The organism is Endozoicomonas atrinae (assembly GCF_001647025.1).
Classification (GTDB): Bacteria; Pseudomonadota; Gammaproteobacteria; order Pseudomonadales; family Endozoicomonadaceae; genus Endozoicomonas; species Endozoicomonas atrinae.
This window is the reverse complement of record NZ_LUKQ02000046.1, coordinates 12695-33161: the sequence shown is the minus strand read 5'-3', so window position 1 is coordinate 33161 and position 20467 is coordinate 12695. Positions and strand designations below refer to the sequence as shown.

Sequence of the window (20467 nt, the reverse complement as noted above, 5' to 3'; positions counted from 1 at the left end):
TTGAGAACCTTATTTCCGAAGATTAAAAAAACGGAAAGCGTATAGTTGTGTGATTTTGAAGATTTAAGTTGGACTTACCATCATGCTAGTAATTTGAGATAGCTTCTTACAAAGTCGCACATCGCGTCAGTTCTATAGTTTTATTACCAAACAGACTGGGCCATCGACAGAGTCTGACAAACGCTATCAAGCTGATTAAATAAGGAGCCGTTCAGCATGATTCAAGAGGTATATTCATGGATGTGCTGATACTGACTGCGCTGATTCTGCTGAACGGCGTCTTTGCCATGTCTGAGATTGCCCTGGTATCGGCCCGTAAAAGCCGTCTGCAAAAGCTGGCTGATAAAGGGGATGCCGGGGCTGCTACTGCCATCAAGCTGGGTGAAGAACCAACCCGATTTCTTTCGACGGTGCAGATTGGTATCACGGTAATTGGTCTGCTGAATGGTATCTACGGTGAGGCGGCGCTGGCAGCGCCCCTGGCCGAGTATATGTCCACCTTTGATATTTCCAGAAAAACCGCATCGGCTGCATCGACGGCGATTGTCGTTATTGGTATTACCTATTTATCCATTGTTGTGGGCGAGCTGGTGCCCAAAAGACTGGCGCAGCTTAACCCGGAACTGTTTGCCCGTATGATGGCAAGGCCGCTCAGCCTTCTGGCGCTGCTTTCCAAACCCTTTGTTTCCCTGCTGGCCTGGTCAACGGATTTACTGTTGCGTTTGCTGGGCAAAAACGGTGGTGAATCGGAAGAGAATATTATCGAAGAAGATATTTTTGCCCTGGTTAATGAAGGTTCTCGCAGTGGGGTTATTGAAGCCCATGAGCGTGACATGGTGAGGAATGTGTTCCATCTGGATGATCGGAAAGTCTCGTCATTGATGACACCACGCAGTGAGATGAAGGCGTTTGACCTGCGAAAATCCCTGGATGAGAACCTGCAGTGCCTGCTGGCCTGTGGTCATGAGCGCTTCCCGGTAATTGATGGGGATATGGATAACCCCATCGGGGTGTTATCCGCCAAGCAGCTGTTGAACATCAAGTTCAGCGGGGCAGGGGATAATAACGCGATTAAAGCCGTGACTCAACCGGCGGTGTTTGTCCCCAAAAGCTGGAGTGGTTCAAGGCTTCTGGAGTTTTACCGTCAGTGCAATGATCACCTGGTATTTGTGGTCGACGAGTATGGAGATCTGAAAGGCATTGTGACCCATGGTGATCTGCTGGAGGCTCTGGCCGGGGAGTTTAAATCGAGTCTTCCGGAGGATAACTGGTCTGAACAGCATGTTGATGGCAGCTGGACTATGGATGGACTGATACCGATTGCCGTGCTCAGGGATCTGCTCGAACTGGACAGCGTTCCGGACGAGAGCAGGCATGGTTACCATACCCTGAGTGGCATGATGATGTGGTGCCTTGGGGAGATGCCGAAAGTTGGCGAATCGGTCGAGTGGGAAGGCTGGCAATTTATCCTGCTGTCGGTGGAAGGTAACCGGCCAGAAAAAGTACTGGTGAGGCGAAAGTTGGGGGATGCCTTTAATACCTGAGAAGAATATAGCTTCTCTTAGTTGATCTGGGATTGGTTTACTCTTAAAGCATGAACCCATCTTTCACTGGTATAGTGACTTTGAAAAAACAGAAAGTGATCGTTGCGTGAATGTACTGTTTCATTAATTTTGTATTGTTGATTACAACATTAATGACGCTGCTAGCCTGAATGCTGAGTACATGAACCTTTACGACAGAGATGCTGTAGAGATTGGTGGTTTCAGTGTCGGTGCCACGTACCACTTCTAAGGTAAAATGGCAGAGAAAACGCTCTGCCATTCTTCCATTCTTTTGTTTTTATTTCCTGCTTGCTGTTTGAACTTGCTGCATTCAAGGGTATAACAATAGCTATACCTCGTAGGAGTTAGCTGACTGTGGGAGCCATGGATGGAAACAGAATACACACCGATATTTAATGACAGCTTCCAGCGCTGTACCGGTGATCCTGATTTTCTGGACCGTTTTTATCGGATATTTCTTTCCAGTTCCGAAGAAGTGAAAGCCAAATTTTCACACACGGATATGCAGCTTCAAAAGAAAGTGCTGTTAAAGTCTCTTGCCTATATGGTGCATGCAAACATTAACACGGCGCCAATTCATAAAACGGCCATTAACCACGACAGGCAGCATCTCAATATTGCCCCTCACTTTTATAAGCTGTGGCTGGACTCAATGATTCAGGCAGTGGAGCAGACAGACCCGCGTTTCAATGAGAAAGTGGCGCAGGCCTGGAGAGAGACCCTCCAGCCTGGAATTAACCATATGATCAAACAATACCATGCTTCCTGATGGTTAATGGTTTGCCACTTGCTGGACTTCTGCTGGTATAGATAGTTCAGATTTGAACTTCCTGCTCATCATTCTCAGGTAAATCCCCGGAAACCATCGGTAGAATAAACTGGCCAACAATATGGCTTTACTGGGAAACAGACGGCTTTTGCCCGAATGGCATGCTTGAATGATCTGTTTTGCCATCCATTCAGCACTCTGAATATTCCCTATGGTTGAACGCGCATGGCTTGCCTTCTGGCCATTACCTGCCAGTGCATTCTTCTCAATATCCGTCGCCAGAAAGCTGGGGTAGACCATCAGAATGTTAACAGAAAGGTGGGCTGTTTCTGCCCGCAGCGTTTCAAAATACTGGTGCAGCGCAGACTTGGCTGCGCAATAGCCGGACCGCGCCATAACCGGCATCCAGCCCGCCATGCTGCCGATATTGATAATTGTTGCCGGCTTTTTCCGGGTTCCTGAATTGGCTAACTGATCAAACAACTGTTGTGTGAGTTTGACCGGTACCAGGAAATCCAGGGCCATGACTTTTTCAATCACGTCTATTGACGTTTCCCTTGCCAGTGAACGGTGGGTGATACCGGCATTGTTGACCAGCACATCAAGAGACGTGAAACGCCTGGAGAGGGTGTCTTTAATGCACTCAATAGCATCTGACTCCAATAGATTGACAGCACAAAGCTCTATTTTCTGAGTGCTGCTGCTTATTTCGAGCAGAGATGCTTTTCTTGCCTCCAGCCCCTGCTGGTCCAGATCGACCAGACACAAGCTGTATCCTGCCTGCCAGAACTGTTGAGACAGAGCCCAGCCCAACCCATTGGCCGCGCCGGTGATCAGGGCAACGGGTGTGTCCATCATTGCGTTGCCTCCCTATCAAGGTGTTCAGTAAACAGCTGGAACACTTCCGCTGACGTTTTTTTCGGGGTATAGCCGAACTGCTGTTTTAAGGCATCGTTGGCCAGCACCGGGCGGTAGCGGAGAAATTTCAGCTGCTCTGGCCCATAGCGGGTGAGGCCGATGGTTTTACCGATCGCCAGTGCAATCTTGAGCAGGGCCGGTGGTAGGGTAAATACCGGTTTATTAAGGAAGCGCGCAATATCTCTTAAGGTGAGAGCACCGTCTCCAGCAAGATTGAAAATACCGGATTTATGCTGCAGAACCCCATCACAGATAATCTGAACCACATCCTCATCCCAGATAAACACGAAAGGGGAGTCAGACCCTTTAATGGTCAGTATGTGTTTTTTCAGGAACAGGTTGGTGATCAAGTTACGGGTGTTTCTGCCAAGTACGGTTCCCGGGCGGAGGATCAGCTGCTTCAAACCCGGATAATCCACCCGGTATTGTTCAAGCATCTCCTCCACCAGGCGCTTATGCCACGAATAGGCAAACTCATAGTTGCCGCGCAGTGGCGAGCTTTCCTGTAACCAGGGATCATTATCCGCATGATAGCCATAGGCCGCGCCACTGCTGGTGACGGTTAAATGATGTACACCGGCCTGCAGGCAGGCTTCAATCACATTACGGGTGCCTTCTACATCGATACGGTAGTCACGCTCGCGGTCTTCACTGGCTTCCAGAACACTGGCCAGATGAACCACATGGGTAATTTGCTGACTGCGTAAGAGCTCAACCAGGGAAGCATCGCAGATATCCATTATTTCGATGGGGAAGTCAGCCGCCGTATTGGGTCGAATATCACAGCCAATCACAACCTGGGCCCTGGCCAGGGCATTCCCCACTTGATGGCCGATATAGCCGGCAGCGCCGGTAATCAGAATTCGGTTAGCTGTTGGCATAGCGAGCCTCCCTAGCATCAGAGCGTGCATTCCAGATCAGTGCGAGGCTTAACCCCGTCACCAGATGCAGAACACCCCAGAAGGCGGCAATAATCAGCATTCCTCCGTATTGCGGGAAGAAGGTGAACAGAATGCCCAATGCCAGTCCTGAATTCTGAATGCCGACCTCCAGCGTCACTGCCCGCCTATCTGGCGTATTCAGCCGGGCCAGGTATCCGCTGATCATACCGATCAACAGGGCGAGGGCATTGTGTGCCACGACCAGTAAAGCAAAGCTGCCCATGTGCTCGATAAACACGCCAACATTGTTGGACACTGCGATCACGATAAAGACCATAAAGACCAGCAGTGATAGAAACCGGAACGGTGTGTCCGATCGTTCGGCAAACCTGGGGAACAGTTGCCCGATCACCATGCCCAGCAGGAGCGGAATGGCCAGCACCAGCGTCACCAGCAGGAAGAGTTCAAAGGGCTGAATGGCGATCTCCTGGATTAAAGGACGGGTGACCGGGTTCAGCTGACCGTAGAGGACAAAGTTAAAGGGCGTCATGACAATGGCGGCCAGACTGGAAACCGCGGTCATGGAGACAGATACAGCCACATTGCCCCGTCCAATATGGGTCATGATATTGCTGAATGAACCACCCGGGCAGGAAGCCACCAGAATCATGCCCAGTGCCAGCTCAGGATCAATATCAAAGAACCAGGTCACCAGGGCCGTGGCGGCAGGCAGCACCATAAACTGGGCCAGCAGACCGATAGTGGGGGCAATGGGAGAGCGGAGAATCTGTTTGAAATCATCCGGTTTCAGCGTCAGTGAAACGCCAAACATCATCAGGGCCAGAATACCGTTCAGCAGTATCAGGCTCTGGGGATCGAAGTGGATTTGAACGTCAGTGAGCATCAAAAAGCCTCCGCCTGCGTGAACAGGTTATCGTTATCGGAGTAGTCTCTCTGCAACAGACGAATTCCCTGGTGTATGGCTTTCAGATATGAGGCTTTATCCACGTAATAGGCCATGCGCTCCAGCTCCAGATAGTCCATACCCCCCACAACCCGTTCAGCAAACTGCTGTTCGATGTTTTGCTCAAACACGGTTGCCGATGCTTTTTTATCCTGCTTCTGTCGTAGATACAGGGCAACCAGGTGGGCCTGGTCGTCACGCCCCTGCCAACCCAGGCCTGCAGCTTCAACCATTCCCATCACAAAAATATTATTGTGTTCAGGATTGAAGACGTTCAGATGAAGCTGAGGTGCGTAACCCTGCCAGTTCAGGTGCTTCTTATCGATAAACGGGTAGTGCAGTTTATAGCCAGTGGCTTCCAGAATGAGGTCATAGCCCTGGCTGGACCCATCACTGAATTCCACCATTTTGTCTGAAACGGATTTAATGGCAGGCCTTGGCGTGATGTCACCATGACCGATGTGGTGAAGAAACAGTGAATTGATGACCGGGTGACTTTCATAAAGACGGTAATCCGGGTCAGGCAGACCATAATCACTGGGTTTACCAATAATCATGCGGATCAGCCAGCTGTCTACTATTTGCTTTAACCGTTTTGGCAGTTTTATTTTTCCACCCAGGCTGTCCGTCGGCTGGCCTTTGATGAATTTAGGCAGGAAGTAATAGCCGCGCCTTACCGACATATCGACGCTTTTTGCCTGATGCACGGCATCAACGGCAATATCACAGCCACTGTTGCCACAGCCAATAATCAGCACCCGCTTATCTTTGAACAGTTGTGGGTCCTTGTATTGGGCGGCATGGAGGTGCTGTCCGGAAAAGTCACCCTTCAGGCTGGTTCTGTTCGGGTGATGCAGGGTGCCATTGGCCAGCAGGACACCGGCAACGTCATAAGATACTTCCTGACCATCGGTTTCTGCGGTGATCCGCCAGTGATTGCCCTGGGGGGTAATGCTGTTGACGGTGTGCCCGAAGCGAAACCCTTGATACAGGTCGAAGTGTCTGGCGTATTTCTGAAAATACGCTTTCAAGTGCTGGTGGCTTGGGTAGGTTGGTACCGAGTCATCCATGGGGAGTTCGGCAAACTCGGTCTGCTTCTTTGAGCTGATCAGGTGTGCAGACTGGTACATGGTGCTGGTGGGGTTATCAATATCCCACAGGCCACCCACGTCGCGGTGAATCTCAAAGCCGATCCAGGGAATTTGATACTGGTTTAACCGTCTTGCCGTGCATAAACCCATGGGGCCTGCACCAATGATGGCATAGGGAAGCATTTAGCACTCCTTAACAGTCGTCTGTTATTGTTCTTGTTATTTTTATTGGGTTGACGCCTGACTTCTGTCTAACAAACAATGTACCCGTAAGGAAGCAAAATAACCTTGATTATTTGGGACATTGGCATGGTTAATTCGGGACATCCCACAGTTACGCAGCAGTTTACCAAGGCCATTGTGCGGACGTTGGAAGACTCTGGGTTGAAGGTTTCTGACGACCTGAGCGGCATTATTGAAGAGATCAGCCAGCACGCCCGGGTGCCGATGCCGTTACAGGATCGTCTCTGGCGCTCTCTGATTGACGCGTATTCTGAGCCGGATCTGGGTCTGCGGCTTGGGCGTTATGTTCAGCCGGGGAATCTGGATATTGTTGGTTTTCTTCTGCTGAGCTGTGACACGCTGGAAGACGCGCTGGACGCACTGATCACTTACCATCCTATTGTCGGGGAGGGCGGGGAGTTTCTTTCCATGGAAGACGAGGTGAGCTGCCGGCTTATTTATTCCCCCTTCCATAATGTCTGTCGAACCATCCGGGTGGAAGCGGTCATGGCCACGCTGGTCCAGTTAGCCCGCTATCTTACCGATAATCGATTTGAACCTGCCTATATCTCGTTCCAGCATGCGCCATTAATGACGCCTGAGCGGTATGAAGCAATGCTTGGGTGCCCGGTTCGATTTGAGCAACTGGCTGATGCCATGGTCTTTCCACGGTCACAGTATGCACTGCCATTGGTGCAGGCCAATAAATCACTGTATGCCCAGATGCGACAGCTGGCCGATCAGGCGCTGACCGATATGCAGGAACGGGATTTTCGAACCCGGGTCGTCCGTATTCTTACAGCACACCCGAACTGGGGAAAAGAAAAAGTGGCCGAGCAGTTCGGTATCAGTGGCCGGCACCTGAACCGTACGCTGTCCCGGGAAGGTATTACCTTCAAACTGTTGTCTGATCAGACCCGGCTTGAAATGGCAAAAGCACTGATGGCTGAAGGGGTTTCCGGAAGTGATCTGGCAGCACGACTGGGTTTTCATGATGAGAGTGCGTTCAACAAAGCGTTCAAACGCTGGACGGGCATAACACCAGGGGAGTATTGCTGCGAATGAGTGTCAGGCCCTGCTTTACCAGGGCCTGAATCTAGGGGGTGTTACTCTTTTCCTGCTTTATCCATTAAGAAGCAGAAAACCAGGGCTGTAGCGATAAACCCACCGATAAAAATAGCCGGCATGGCTGCATAGCCCAGGAAGTGCCAGATAAAAGACTCCAGTGTGCTCATTGTATTCTCCTTGCTTTCGCTGGGGCTGCTTACCAGCCCTCAATACCATGCATATTAGGCAGCTCGTGGGCAATACCCTTGTGGCAGTCAATACAGGTCTCACCGGTAGGAAGCATCTTGTCCGTTCCCAGGAAGGCCTTGGTGTGACTCTCCATCGCTCTGGCAGACTGTTCGGAAAAGTCCATATAGTCGAAATTGTGACAGTTCCGGCACTCCTGCGAATCATTAGCCTTCATCCGGGCCCATTCACGTTCAGCCATTTCACGACGATGTGCCACAAACTTTTCATGGGTATCAATTTTGCCCGTCATTTTACCCCAGAGCTCTTTGCTGGCCTGAATCTTTCTTACCAGCTTGGGTGTCCACTCCTTGGGTACGTGGCAATCGGAGCAGACGGCTCTGACACCGGAACGGTTATTGTAGTGAATGGTGGCTTTGTACTCTTCAAAGACATTGTCTTCCATTTCATGACAGCTGATACAGAATTCTTCTGTATTGGTTTTCTCCATGCCGGTATTGAAACCGCCCCAGAAGATAATGCCTGCAACAAAGCCGAAAGCGAGAATAACACCCATGGATATTTTGCCGGCCGGTGTGGTCAGCATTTTCCAGTAGCGTTTCAGAAAAAAGTCCTTACTCATCATGTTCACCTTTACCTGGACGCGTCCTTACTTCAGGGAATCAACCGGCTCAAAATTATTCTTCTGCAGCGGCGCTGTATCCGCCTGTGGCACATGGCACTGCAGACAGAAGTAACGGTTAGGGGCGACATCCGCACGTTGTTTGCCATCCCTGTCATAGAAGTGGGTGACGCTGATTCGGGTAGCTCCCCATTTGCTGGCATTCTTCCAGCTGTGGCATTGCAGACAGGTATTGACGTCTTTATTGACTGTGTAACCGCGAATGTCATGAGGAATCAGTGGCGGTTGCTCAATAAAATCACGGTGAAAGGTCGTGTCACTCTCCAGGACCTTTTTCATGGCTTCGGCAGGGGCTTCGGTGGAGAGGTCGATGGTTCTCAGTGAGTCGATACCACCCGTCTCAGCCATCGCAACGGTGCTTATCGTGATTGAAAAAAAGCAGGCCATCAGTCCTTTGCCGAGTGTTTTCAATGCACGAAGATGGCCTGATTTGAGTATGCTTTTCATTCTCGTAGTGGTAGTCATGGGTTGGCTCATGGCAGTGTCTCCGCCTTCCTGGTCAGTCATTATTCAGAGTCCACAACCCGGTTATCTGGCCGGGTTGATGCGATGATTTGATGGTTAAAGGATGCCTGGAAGGAAAAGACGTTCTTTTCACAGACATCAATACAGCGACCGCAGCGGGTGCAGTCACTCTTGTTCAGTACCGGGCTGTCGCCCTTTTTTTCCTTAAGGGCTGCCGGGAGAATGTGTGGTTCGGGGCAGATGGCATAGCAGTCCATGCAGTCATTGCAGTGTTTGCGCTCTGTGGCACTGACCTGCAGAGGACTGAGGCGTCCAAGCAATCCGTAAAATCCGCCCAGTGGGCAGAGGTGACCACACCAGCCACGGGCACTGATCAGGAAATCCAGCAGAAACACGGCAGCAATCAGATACCAGCCCGCTCCCATGCCAAACAGAAGGCCTCGGATCATTTGGCTGACCGGGTTGAACAGCTCCCAGACAATCATTCCAGTCACCAGTGGCAGCACCAGTACCATGGCCAGAATCCAGTAGCGGCTGCTTCTGGACAGCTTATGACTGTTGCGGATTCCCAGCTTCTTCCTGAGCCAGGCGGCCAGGTCTGTGATCGGGTTGATCGGGCAAACCCAGCTGCAGAAACTCCGGCCACCAAGCAAACCATAGAGAAGAATGACAACACCGGCACCAATCAGTCCCTGGGCTACCATTGGGTGACCAGCCAGTAGCCCTTGCAGTACGGCCAGAGGGTCACTCATCGGCAGAATACCCAGGGTTAAACTGGACGACAGGTTTCCGTTGATCAGCAGTGTGTCACCGGTCCATTGCACCATGTATGGGGATGCCAGAAAGAGGGTTGGTACCATCAGCTGGCAAAATCGACGGAGCAGAAGAAAACGCCATTTCTTCCAGTTGCTTCGTGATGTTACGGCACTCATGATCCTTCTCCTGCAGGTCGATGCGCCGGTAATTTCAGGTTGCGGGGAACCAGCTGCGTACCGGTGCGTTCCTCTTCCTTCCAGCCCAGCCGATAGTGGCTCCCCAGTTCTCCCTGGGCCAGTTTATGAGGCACTACCTTGATGGCCGCTTCATCCAGCACACAGGCCTGTTCGCATTTTCCACAACCGGTGCAGGCATCAGAATGCACGACCGGTTCAAAAATCGCGTGAACATTGGTGCGTGTGTTGCGGCTCAGCTGCAGGGTAATGGCTTCATCAATGCGGGGGCAGACGCGATAGCAGACATCACAGCGAAGCCCCTGCAGGTTCAGGCAGTTCTCACGATCAATAAGAACCGCCAGTCCCATCCGGGCATCGTTAATATCCGTCAGTTCCGGTGACAGCGAACCACTTGGGCAGTTGGTGATACAGGGAATGTCTTCGCACATCAGGCAGGGATTTTCCCTGGCTTCAAAGTACGGCGTACCGGAGGCAACCGGGTCTTCCGGTTGCGCCAGTTTCAGCACATCGTATGGGCAATCTCTGACACAGATACCGCAGCGCAGACAGGACGCCAGAAACTCATCTTCCGGCAGTGCGCCGGGTGGGCGCAGAGCCTGAGCTTCCGGAGAGCTGGACTTGCTGCCAACCCAGCTCAGCCCCAAACCCAACAGACTGACAGCACAGGCGGCCTGGGCTGTGCCTGCAATAAAACGACGCCGGCTTATTGTACGACTGTCATGCTGGCTGGGTTTGTTCTTGCTCATACGATTCCTGACTTAGAGCTACTCATGGCTTACGGCTGTTTCAGGCTCTAACGATTTTTGCCGCTGTTTTTTTGTAGTCCGTTTCTTTCGATAACGGGTCAGTGGCATCCAGTATCAGTTTGTTCACCAGCTGCCCTGCATCAAAGAACGGCATAAACACCAGTCCTTTTGGAGGAGTGTTCCGGCCCCTGGTTTCCACACGGGTACGAACTACGCCATAACGGGTCACGACTTTTGCTTCCATGCCGCGACGCAGACCACGTGATTTGGCATCGTCAGGATGCATGTAAACCACGGCATCGGGGAATGAACGATAAAGCTCAGGTACCCGGCGGGTCATAGAGCCTGAGTGCCAGTGCTCCAGCACACGACCGGTAGATAGCCAGAGGTCATACTCTTCATCCGGTGCTTCATGAGGTGGCTCGTAGGGCAGGGCAAACAGCCAGGCTTTGCCGTCTGGTTTTCCGTAGAAGCTGACTTCTTCACCGGCTTTCACATACGGGTCATAGCCTTCGCGGTAGCGCCACAGAGTTTCCTTGCCATTAACCACTGGCCAGCGGAGACCACGGGACTGGTGATAAAGGTCGAATGACGCCAGGTCATGGGCCTTGCCACGCCCAAAGGTGGCGTACTCTTCAAACAGGCCTTTTTGAACATAGAAACCAAAATCACGGCTCTCGTCGTTTAGACGGTCGGCGGGAATCTCATCTAGGCTGTATTTATCACCCTGTCCATTGGCATAGAGGACGTCAAACAGGGTTTTGCCCTTCAGTTCAGGCGCCTTGGCAAGCAACTCGTCGGACCAGACTTCTTCTACCTTGAAGCGTTTGGAAAACTCCATCAGCTGCCAGAGGTCTGATTTAGCGTCGCCCTGCGGTGCTACCTGCTGATACCAGAACTGGGTCCGGCGCTCAGCATTGCCATAGGCACCTTCTTTCTCTACCCACATGGCTGTCGGTAGAATCAGGTCAGCGGCCTGTGCTGTTACCGTCGGATAAGGGTCGGAAACGACGACAAAGTTTTCAGGATTGCGATAGCCGGGCAGGCCTTCATTATTCATATTGGGTGCGGTCTGCATATTGTTGTTACACATCACCCAATAGGCATTCAGTTTGCCATCTTTCAGCATACGGTTTTGCAATACAGCGTGGTAACCCACCTTGGCAGGAATAGTACCTTCAGGGAGCTTCCATACTTTTTCGGCAAAATCCCGGTGTTTCTTGTTGGCTACCACCATATCTGCAGGCAGTCGGTGAGCAAAAGTACCCACTTCACGGGCAGTACCACAGGCAGAAGGCTGACCGGTCAGGGAGAAAGGACCACAGCCAGGCTTGGAAATCTTGCCGGTGAGCAGGTGCAGGTTGTAAATGATGTTGTTCATCCAGACACCGCGGGTGTGCTGGTTAACACCCATGGTCCAGAGGGACATCACCTTGACCTTGGGATCGGCATACAGCTTGGCCAGGGCTTCCAGCTGATCTACCGGTACGCCAGACAGTTTCGATGCTTTCTCTGCGGTGTATTCGCTGACAAAGGCCGCGAACTGATCAAAGGTAATCTCTTCAGAACCACCGTTGCCGGGGTTTTTGGCTTGCTTTTCCAATGGGTGGTCTGGACGAAGGCCATAGCCGATATCGGTGACACCGCTGCGGAAACGAGTGTGCTTCTTGACGAAGTCTTTATCGACGGCATTGTTCTGGATGATGTAATTGGCAATATAGTTACCAATAGCCAGATCGGTATGGGGGGTAAATACCATGCCAATGTCGGCCAGTTCAAAGGAGCGGTGTTTGAACGTCGACAGAACGGATACATTGACCTGGTCGCTGGAGAGACGGCGGTCGGTCAGGCGTGACCAGAGTACCGGGTGCATCTCTGCCATATTGGAGCCCCAGAGCACAAATGCATCGGCTTTTTCGAAATCGTCATAACAGCCCATTGGCTCATCCATGCCAAAGGTACGCATAAAGCCGACGACAGCGGATGCCATGCAATGGCGGGCGTTAGGATCAATATGGTTACTGCGGAAACCGGCTTTCATTAATTTTGCCGCAGCATAGCCTTCCCAGACGGTCCACTGGCCGGAACCAAACATGCCGACAGCGGGCATCTCGGGTGAGTTACGGGTTTTGGCAATGGCGGCTTTCCACTTGTCAGCCATGATGTCAAACGCCTGGTCCCAGGTGATGGGTGTGAATTCACCCTCTTTATGGAATTCGCCATTTTTCATCCTAAGCAGTGGTGTCTGCAGGCGGTCAGAGCCGTACATGATCTTGGACAGGAAGTAGCCCTTGATGCAGTTCAGACCACGGTTAACCGGTGCTTCCGGATCCCCCTGGGTGGCGACGACACGTCCATCCTTACTGCCTACCAGAACGGAACAGCCGGTACCGCAGAAACGGCAGGGCGCTTTGTCCCACTTGATTTCCGTTGCCTTGCTGCTGGTGATCAGATTGGTGGCAGCTGCTGGTGTACTGACTCCAGCAGCTGCTGCGGTGGCAGCGATAGCACTGCTTTTTATAAAGTCCCTTCGACTTTGCTTTATATCCATCTGTTTACTCCTGATGCGCATATATCAGTGCAGCAGACAACACTCCCGCCACAGCATTAATTTCGGTCAGCCGGTCAACCATCAGCTTTTCACCGGGTAACTCTTCAACGGTAACCACCAGTTTTCCCTGCGGATCACAGGCGTGAACCTCAACACCTGGCAAGGCTTCCAGTTGCCGGGTGACGTCTGTTAACTGCTCTGGCAGGGCCCGGACAACAACGCCGGAGATGGCGCAGATTTCTGCAGGTTGAATCATTCACAAATCCCTCTGGCCCGTGTTTTTTCTGAAAATGGTTGTTCTGAATTTGAAATCATGGAAATGGCTGTTATCGGACAGAGGGAGACACACTCACCACAGCCGGTACACTGGTCGGTATTGATGCTGGGAATGGCCACACCACCGGCTTTAATCGTGAAGCTGATGGCTCTGGCTTCGCAGGTTTCCTGACAGGTCCGGCAGTGCACCCGGTTCAGTGCCAGACATTGTGAATTGATCGTGGCCAGGATATTCCAGGGAGCGCCTTCGGTTTCTTGAATAACGTTTTTTTGAATGACATTGTGCTGACAGGCATCACTGCAGGAGCCACAGAAAGAGCAACCTGCCTGTGAAAAGTCTGCCTCTGGAAAGCCACCGCTGCCTTTTTTTAGAAGGCCTGTTTCACAAACGGCAATGCAGTCATCACAACGACGGCACTGGTCGACAAACTCACCTTCTGGCGGCGTCCAGGGAGGACGGAAAGTAGAGCCTTTCTGCTGGCTGCCGGTTAAGAAACGACGTCGTGAAATCAGGTTGCCTGCCCCCATGGTGATCGGTATCTTTTGTTTGGTATTAGACGTTGGCTGTTGCTTTTATGAAGATGATAATCTCTGTGTAAAAAGGGTAAAGATGGTGTAAACCGTGGTAGCAGGGGAGGGGTACAGGTTGTGTACCCCTAAAGAGGTATGAGGTTGAAGGCCCTTTACAGGTTATGATTCTCCCTGTCAGAAAAATAGTGTTAAAAAACAAGGGAATCTCTTAATTCAGGCTTTATTTGAGTGCAGGCCTTGCTGTATGTGGGGCTCTTATGAAATAAGTGGGAAAATAAGAGGTATATGCCTTCAACTGCAGGGGATGTTGATCTGGATCAATTAGTCTTTGGCTCTGATCAGGAGCAGGAAAAAAGTCGCATTGGCTCTCTGCGGCAGAAAGCCCTGCTGGTTATAGCTGGCATCTGTCTTCTGGCTCTGGTCAGTGTGGGAAGCTCACTATGGTTTGCCCTTGTGACTGAAAGTGATGCTGCGGCGATTAATATCTCTGGTTCATTGCGCATGCAGTCCTGGCGACTGGCTGAACATGTACTGATTCCTGAACTGATCAGTCCGAGCACGCTCAACCGGTTAATTGATATCTATGACAACAGCATCAACAGCGAACCGCTGAGAAGATTACTGGATGATCGGGGAGGTCTGGGGGAGGCCTATCGGCTGGTGGCCAATCAATGGTTCTCACAGATGAAGCCACTGCTGGCTGACCCTCAGGGCTACGAAAAGTTTGTTTATCAGGTGCCGGAGTTTGTTGATCATATCGATAATATGGTGAACTCACTTCAGCTGCATACCGAGCAGAAGCTACAGCAACTGTTTTTAACGGCATTGTTTGTGCTGGCAGTCATTCTCACCATGGCGTTAATGACGATCCGTTTTATTAACCGCCATCTTCTAAAGCCAATGGATGACCTGGGAAATGCCGCAGGCCTTATTCGAAATGGTCAGTTCAGTGAACTGGGGCTGAATTATCAGGCCAGTAATGAAATAGGAAACCTGACCCGGACCTTTCGCGGGATGGCCCTGGAACTCGGGAACCTGTATGACCGATTGGAAGAAAAAGTGAAAGAGCAGACATACGCACTTGCCCAGTCCAATCATGCCCTTGAGCTGTTGTACAAAGCATCCAGAAACCTGGCAACAAATCCATACGATGAGCACCTGGTGGCTTCTCTGGCCAGGGAATGGCAGGAGTTACTTGGGTTGGAGGATTGTTACCTGTGTCTTTCTGATACCGAAGACAGTAGTCGTTTGCAGAAAATTGCCAGTGACCGCAAAAAGCCCTGTGTCGGAGAGCATTGTGCGGACTGTCTGAATAAAGCGGTGGGAGGGTCATTGCCTGAACCGAAATCATGGCAGTTTGCTCTGTTGTCCAGGCAGCACCGTTTTGGTTTTTTGAAAGTAACCGCCGGTTCAACCATTGAGCTGCCCGAAGAGAGCCAGCAATGGCTGCAGACCTTTGCCGATATTATCGCCACTTCCATTGACCAGAGCCGCTCCAGAACCCATGAGCGACGGATGTTGTTGATGGAGGAAAGGGCGGTAATTGCCAGAGAGCTCCATGATTCACTGGCCCAGGCACTGTCTTATCAGAAAATTCAGGTACTGCGCATCAGGCGACAACTGGAAAAGTCGGAAGTCCACCCATCGGTTGTACAGATCCTTGATGAGCTAAGGGAAGGCACCAACAATGCTTATGCCCAGTTACGGGAACTGTTGAAAACCTTCAGGCTGACTCTTTCTGAGGGAGGTCTTGAACAGGCTCTGCAAAAGACGCTGGAAGAATTCTCGCAGCGCTCACCAGACATTCATTTCCAGCTGGATTATCAACTTCGCTTTTCCAGCATCGGTGCCCATGACCAGATTCATGCCCTGCAGATTGTGCGGGAAGCGCTGATGAATGTGGTAAAACATGCGAAAGCCAGTGAGGCCAGGGTCAGCTGTTTTTTAACCAGTGACGGGTCACTGGGCATTACCGTAACTGACGACGGTTGTGGTATTGAGAACAAACCCTCAGCACACGGACATTATGGGACAACCATTATGCGTGAGCGTGCGGCCAGTATGGGTGGAACACTGGATACCAGGAGGTTATCGTCTGGGGGGACGGAAGTGTATCTGGAGTTCGGGCGATCTGAAGAGAGAACTTATGAGTGAGCAAACCATCGATATTCTTCTGATTGATGATCACCCTTTGTTGCGAAAGGGCCTGGTCCAGTTAATCAATGAAGAAGACGGGTTACATGTGATTGCCGAAGCTGGCAGTGGGGAAGCCGGGCTGGAAGCAGCGATCAAACTGGAGCCAGACCTTATCCTGCTGGATCTGAATATGAAAGGCATGGATGGTCTGGAGACACTCAAGGCAATGAGAGCCGCAGACGTGGACAGTAAAGTGATCGTTCTGACGGTTTCCGAGCATCGTGAGGATGTTGCAGCGATGTTCCGGGCCGGAGCCGACGGCTACCTGCTGAAAGATATGGAGCCGGAGGATTTACTGCTTCAAATTGGTGACGCTGCTCGTGGCAAGCTGGTAGTGGATGACAGACTGGCGGAAGTACTGGCGTCGTTGCTCAGGCCGGAACAGGAGCAGGAAGACCGGCTGGATCTGCTCACTTTCAAGGAAAGGGAAGTTCTTCATCTGATCGCTGAAGGCATGGCCAATAAAATGATTGGACGAAAACTGTCGATCAGTGAGGGAACGGTCAAAGTGCATGTAAAACGACTGTTGAAAAAGCTGGGTGTCCGTTCCCGGGTTGAAGCGGCGGTGTGGGTGTTAAAAAACAATACGGTAACGGATGCTGATTTATAAGCCAGAGCCTGGAATTGTTGCTGAGTCCTTTATGTTCGACATGCCCAGTGTCAGCTGAATATCATTGATCACCAGCTCATCGATCGTCTGAAGGTTGAGGCTGCTATCACCCAGATAGGAATAACTGGACAGTGTGAAGCTGGTGGCCAGTAACTTCCATGCACACTGTCGACTATCCAGCACGGGGTAAAACAAGCCGATTGCTTTACCCTCATTAATTACGCCTTCAACCAGGTCAGTCAGGCTGACCATGGATTCACAGTAGACGGTTTTCAACTGTTCATTACGCCACATTTCATCGGCGGCACTGAGCCATACCCGGTTTTCAAACTCACGATCCGGGAAGTTTGATGGTAACAGCATCTGCAGCAGGGCTTCGTAGGGCGGTAATCCTTTAATCGCTTCCAGATCAAAGTCCATGGAAGACGATACCGCATAACGGATTACCTCCGTTTTCAACTCATCCAGAGACGAAAAATGATGATGTATGGTGCCTGTAGCAGCCCCCATTTCTGCGGCTACCTTGCGGGCAGTTATGCCGGCAAAGCCACAGGACACCACCAGGGAAAGGGTGGCTTCCAGAATGGCCTTGCGCTTTTCATCTTTTGACAGGTAACTCATTGACCGCATCTGTCCGATATAAGTACTGGTTGACTTAGCATAAAAACAAATTGAACATATGTCCAATTTGAACATTTGTTCATATTAACAAACCAAAGGAATAAAGTATTGCTGGCACAGAGGAGTCCTGCTGCCGCAATAAGGAAACGCTTATGTCAGTTCACACTACTGATGACAAGATGACCTCCGGCAGTACCACGGTGGATTTCTTCCGTTTTGTTGTCCCGTCCATACTGGGTCTGGTGGCACTGTCTTCAGCGGGTATTGTTGATGGTATCTTTGTCGGTAATTACGTGGGGGCAACCGCCCTGGCTGCGGTTAACCTGGTGATACCACTCTATTCGGTGTTCTTTGGCCTCTGTGTCATGATGCTGGTTGGAGGAGCTGTGGTTGCCGGTAAAGCCCTGGGTGCCGGAGATACACGCAAGGCGTCCAATATTTTTACCAAATCCCTGACCGTGATTGTGCTTTTTGCTCTCATCGTGGCCAGCCTGGCATTCTTGTTTGCCGGGAATATTGCGGCTTTTGTCGGAGCAGAAGGTGAAGCACTGCCATTGACCACAGAATATATCCGTATCATCTCTCCTTTTATGTTCTTTATGGGGCTGGCCTATACCTTATCGTATTTTTCCCGGGTGGATGATGCACCCAACTATGCGTTAGCCGGCTTGGGGCTGACTGCGTTAACAAACATTGTACTGGATGCGCTGTTTATCAAAGTGTGGGGCTGGGGTGTCAGTGGCGCGGCATTTGCCAGTGGTATCGCTTATACGTTGGGTACGGCGTTTCTGGTGGTGCGCTTTTTTGGCAAACAGGCCCGAATTCGGTTGATTAAACCCTATGGTTCCTGGTTTGAGCTGTTCCGGGCTGCCTATAACGGTTTTTCCGAGTTTATTAATGAGATGTCCGGTGGACTGGTCATGTTCGTTATTAACTGGATTCTGATGATCGAAGCAGGCACTACCGGTGTTGCAGCCTTTACCATTGTCAACTATATCCTGTGGCTCAGCATCATGGTGGCATACGGTACTGCAGAAGCCCTGGGGCCGCTTGTCAGTGTCAACTTTGGAGCCAGAAAGCCGGAGCGTATAGCCAGCTTTATGAAACTGGGTGTAGGTCTCGCCATTATGGTCGGTATTACCTTTGCGATGGCTCTGCTGGTGTACCCTGAGGAGCTGGCCAGTGTCTTTATTCAGAGTAATGAAGTTGCCACACTGGCTCTGACCATGTCGATCATTGCCGTGATCTGGCCTGCATTTCTGTTTAACGGTATCAATATTACCCTGTCCGGCTATTTTACCGGTATGCATGCGGCTACCCAGTCGGCACTGATTGCAATGAGTCGCTCTCTGGTACTGCCACTGGTACTGATCATTCTGTTCTGGAAAACCCTGGGGCTTGAAGGGGCGTTTCTTGCTTTGCCTGTGGCAGAAATATTGACGTTTGCCCTCAGTGTTACCTTGTTTTACCGGGCAACCCCAAAAATGATGGTGAGTAAGGATGTGGCTGCAGCGAATAATGAAATAGACAATCTGGGCGGTGTTCACAATTAGACGTGTGAACACCTTTGTCAGGCTCTAATCCTTCAGGGGGCGAATTGCCCACCATTTACATCCAGAATCTGGCCGGTGATGTAACCGCTGCAGGCATGAGAGGCAAAGAACGCGTAGGAGGGGGCAACCTCTTCAATGCGTCCGAAACGACCCATGGCAATGGATCCGGCAATCTTCTCTTTCAGCTCATCGCTTTTGCCATCATGGAAAGCCGTGTCGATGGTACCCGGTGAGACAATATTGAAACGGATATTGTCTTGGGTGAACTCTTTGACCCAGTTACGATGAATGTCGTGTAACCACGCTTTGGAGGCGGCATAAATTCCGGCACCCACACCGCCGCCTTCTCTTCCGGCAATGGAGCCTGTGCTGATCACACAGGCGGTTTCCCCTGACTCAACCGCTGATTGACGCAGGTGCGGTATGGCGTATTTGGTGACCATCAGAACCGAGCGGGCATTCAGGTCCATCACCCGGTCGTAAAATTCATCGGTAATGTCTTCCAGGTTATTGCGACTACCAAGACCACCGGCGTTGTTGATCAGAATATCCAGCCCATCGAAATGGGCGACAAATTCCCCAATCAGCTTTTCACATTCAGATGTCTGAGTTAGATTAGCCTGGATGAAAATGGTCTCGCCACCCAGGTCATTCAGCTCTTCAAGAAGCGTATCAATCTGCTGATCTTTCCGGGAGCCGTTGATGGCAATTTTTGCACTGCTCCTGGCAAAGGTTCTGGCAACCGCCAGCCCAATGCCCGCCGTTGAGCCGGTAATCAATACCCGTTTATCTTTTAAATCGTCGAACATCATCATTAACAGTCAGTAACGTGTTGAATAAGTAGTACCGCATGCTGGTGAGTTACATCACACCAAACGTTGTATAAGCCTCAACTGTGGACATGCCTTCTTTCAGCGCATTAAGCACACGCTTTTCGGCACGGGCTTTTTCAAAGCCGCCCATAAAGACTTTTTCTTCGATCTCCCTGGGAATAATCACCGTGCCATCAATATCGGCAAAGACGATATCGCCCGGATTAACGCGAACGGTGCCAAATAGAATGGGAATGCCGTAATCCATGACTTTACCCCGGACTTTCTGATCCTGTGCGTAGCTGCCCATGGAGGCGATGGGAAAGTCAAATGCGTTGATTTCCCGGATATCGCGGCAGTAACCGTTGACCACGGCACCGGCTGCCTGAAGGTACTTGGCCCGGGTGCTCATCAAACCTCCCCAGAGCGCATAGGTTGGCGATGAGCCGGAGCAGATGTACACCTCATTCTTCTTGAGTGAGTCCAGCGCTTCGAACATCAAACCGAAATCTTTGGCTGATATTGGATTGTTGACCGCTGAACCTGCTGGTACCTGCACCACATCCGTTTCCAGAACAGTCATGGCCCGGCCAATGATGATGTGCTTTTCGTTCTGCACTTTGATTTCCGGCGGTAAAAAATGTGTCGTGTACCCCAGGTCGTCCATGATGTCGCCAACCAGTGCGGTAAACAGTTTGGTTCGAGCCATCTGGAACAGCTGGTCATCATCTTGCCAGTAAGCGTGCATGGTGTAATTGCCTGTCAGTGAATAGAAATCAATAAAGAAGCCTGCACCGGTTAGGTGCA

22 protein-coding genes are annotated in these 20467 nt (G+C 51.1%); 6 read left to right on the top strand and 16 right to left on the bottom strand.

Annotated elements, in window-relative coordinates; all coding sequences use genetic code 11:
* Positions 1–236 precede the first annotated feature (236 nt).
* On the top strand, positions 237–1544 hold the full coding sequence (locus AK963_RS08905; RefSeq protein ID WP_066015110.1) for a hemolysin family protein: 1308 nt from the start codon (positions 237–239) through the stop codon (positions 1542–1544).
* A 43-nt stretch (positions 1545–1587) separates the two neighbouring features.
* Here AK963_RS08905 and AK963_RS33170 read toward each other — a convergent pair whose 3' ends face one another.
* Positions 1588–1824 (bottom strand): hypothetical protein, encoded by a 237-nt coding sequence (locus tag AK963_RS33170; RefSeq protein WP_066015109.1) that lies wholly within the window; start codon positions 1822–1824, stop codon positions 1588–1590.
* Positions 1825–1932: 108 nt separating this feature from the next.
* On the opposite strand from AK963_RS33170, the gene AK963_RS08895 reads away from it, so the two are divergent.
* Entirely contained in the window at positions 1933–2334 is a 402-nt protein-coding gene (locus tag AK963_RS08895) for a globin (protein WP_066015108.1), read from the top strand.
* 3 nt (positions 2335–2337) lie between these two features.
* Here the strand turns inward: AK963_RS08895 and AK963_RS08890 are convergent, their stop codons facing one another.
* The 4 genes from AK963_RS08890 to AK963_RS08875 are packed head-to-tail and all read right to left on the bottom strand — an operon-like array spanning position 2338 to position 6371.
* A complete protein-coding gene (locus AK963_RS08890) occupies positions 2338–3192 on the bottom strand; it encodes an SDR family NAD(P)-dependent oxidoreductase (protein WP_066015107.1) in 855 nt (284 codons plus the stop codon).
* The gene (locus AK963_RS08885) at positions 3189–4133 is read right to left on the bottom strand and encodes an SDR family oxidoreductase (RefSeq protein WP_066015106.1); all 945 of its coding nucleotides are present in this window, start codon (positions 4131–4133) and stop codon (positions 3189–3191) included. Before AK963_RS08885 ends, AK963_RS08890 begins: the two co-directional genes overlap by 4 nt.
* Positions 4120–5037, bottom strand: coding sequence for a bile acid:sodium symporter family protein (locus tag AK963_RS08880; protein WP_066015105.1), 918 nt, complete (start codon positions 5035–5037; stop codon positions 4120–4122). The genes AK963_RS08885 and AK963_RS08880 overlap by 14 nt, the downstream gene beginning before the upstream one ends.
* On the bottom strand, positions 5037–6371 hold the full coding sequence (locus AK963_RS08875) for a flavin-containing monooxygenase (RefSeq protein ID WP_066015104.1): 1335 nt from the start codon (positions 6369–6371) through the stop codon (positions 5037–5039). The genes AK963_RS08880 and AK963_RS08875 overlap by 1 nt, the downstream gene beginning before the upstream one ends.
* Before the next feature lie 126 nt (positions 6372–6497).
* On the opposite strand from AK963_RS08875, the gene AK963_RS08870 reads away from it, so the two are divergent.
* A complete protein-coding gene (locus AK963_RS08870) occupies positions 6498–7475 on the top strand; it encodes an AraC family transcriptional regulator (RefSeq protein WP_066015103.1) in 978 nt (325 codons plus the stop codon).
* 41 nt (positions 7476–7516) lie between these two features.
* On the opposite strand, the gene AK963_RS08865 is transcribed toward AK963_RS08870, so the two are convergent.
* The 8 genes from AK963_RS08865 to napF are packed head-to-tail and all read right to left on the bottom strand — an operon-like array spanning position 7517 to position 13865.
* Positions 7517–7645 carry a TIGR02808 family protein gene (locus AK963_RS08865; RefSeq protein ID WP_066015102.1) on the bottom strand — a complete coding sequence of 43 codons (129 nt, stop codon included), beginning with the start codon at positions 7643–7645 and terminating at the stop codon, positions 7517–7519.
* Between the two features lie 29 nt (positions 7646–7674).
* Positions 7675–8289, bottom strand: a complete 615-nt coding sequence (locus tag AK963_RS08860) for a NapC/NirT family cytochrome c (RefSeq protein ID WP_026258320.1) — start codon at positions 8287–8289, stop codon at positions 7675–7677.
* Positions 8290–8313: 24 nt separating this feature from the next.
* Positions 8314–8853, bottom strand: coding sequence for a nitrate reductase cytochrome c-type subunit (locus tag AK963_RS08855; protein WP_202969745.1), 540 nt, complete (start codon positions 8851–8853; stop codon positions 8314–8316).
* Positions 8853–9743 carry a quinol dehydrogenase ferredoxin subunit NapH gene (napH, locus tag AK963_RS08850; RefSeq protein ID WP_066015101.1) on the bottom strand — a complete coding sequence of 297 codons (891 nt, stop codon included), beginning with the start codon at positions 9741–9743 and terminating at the stop codon, positions 8853–8855. Before napH ends, AK963_RS08855 begins: the two co-directional genes overlap by 1 nt.
* On the bottom strand, positions 9740–10510 hold the full coding sequence (gene napG, locus AK963_RS08845) for a ferredoxin-type protein NapG (protein WP_066015100.1): 771 nt from the start codon (positions 10508–10510) through the stop codon (positions 9740–9742). Before napG ends, napH begins: the two co-directional genes overlap by 4 nt.
* Positions 10511–10550: 40 nt before the next feature.
* Positions 10551–13061, bottom strand: coding sequence for a nitrate reductase catalytic subunit NapA (gene napA / locus AK963_RS08840; RefSeq protein ID WP_238593676.1), 2511 nt, complete (start codon positions 13059–13061; stop codon positions 10551–10553).
* Between the two features lie 4 nt (positions 13062–13065).
* Complete coding sequence (locus AK963_RS08835) at positions 13066–13317, bottom strand: chaperone NapD (RefSeq protein ID WP_066015099.1); 252 nt, start codon at positions 13315–13317, stop codon at positions 13066–13068.
* The gene (gene napF / locus AK963_RS08830) at positions 13314–13865 is read right to left on the bottom strand and encodes a ferredoxin-type protein NapF (protein ID WP_066015098.1); all 552 of its coding nucleotides are present in this window, start codon (positions 13863–13865) and stop codon (positions 13314–13316) included. The genes AK963_RS08835 and napF overlap by 4 nt, the downstream gene beginning before the upstream one ends.
* 288 nt (positions 13866–14153) lie before the next feature.
* Here napF and AK963_RS08825 point away from each other — a divergent pair, with 288 nt between their 5' ends.
* On the top strand, positions 14154–16022 hold the full coding sequence (locus AK963_RS08825) for a histidine kinase (RefSeq protein ID WP_066015097.1): 1869 nt from the start codon (positions 14154–14156) through the stop codon (positions 16020–16022).
* Complete coding sequence (narL, locus tag AK963_RS08820; RefSeq protein ID WP_066015096.1) at positions 16015–16674, top strand: two-component system response regulator NarL; 660 nt, start codon at positions 16015–16017, stop codon at positions 16672–16674. The genes AK963_RS08825 and narL overlap by 8 nt, the downstream gene beginning before the upstream one ends.
* Here the strand turns inward: narL and AK963_RS08815 are convergent.
* Complete coding sequence (locus AK963_RS08815; protein ID WP_066015095.1) at positions 16669–17295, bottom strand: TetR family transcriptional regulator; 627 nt, start codon at positions 17293–17295, stop codon at positions 16669–16671. The genes narL and AK963_RS08815 overlap by 6 nt on opposite strands.
* A 152-nt stretch (positions 17296–17447) precedes the next feature.
* Here AK963_RS08815 and AK963_RS08810 point away from each other — a divergent pair, with 152 nt between their 5' ends.
* Positions 17448–18848 (top strand): MATE family efflux transporter, encoded by a 1401-nt coding sequence (locus AK963_RS08810; protein WP_066015094.1) that lies wholly within the window; start codon positions 17448–17450, stop codon positions 18846–18848.
* A gap of 32 nt (positions 18849–18880) precedes the next feature.
* On the opposite strand, the gene AK963_RS08805 is transcribed toward AK963_RS08810, so the two are convergent.
* Positions 18881–19663: an SDR family NAD(P)-dependent oxidoreductase gene (locus AK963_RS08805; protein WP_238593675.1), complete on the bottom strand. Its 783-nt coding sequence runs from the start codon at positions 19661–19663 to the stop codon at positions 18881–18883.
* Positions 19664–19709: 46 nt separating this feature from the next.
* Complete coding sequence (locus AK963_RS08800; RefSeq protein ID WP_066015093.1) at positions 19710–20408, bottom strand: RraA family protein; 699 nt, start codon at positions 20406–20408, stop codon at positions 19710–19712.
* Positions 20409–20467 lie beyond the last annotated feature (59 nt).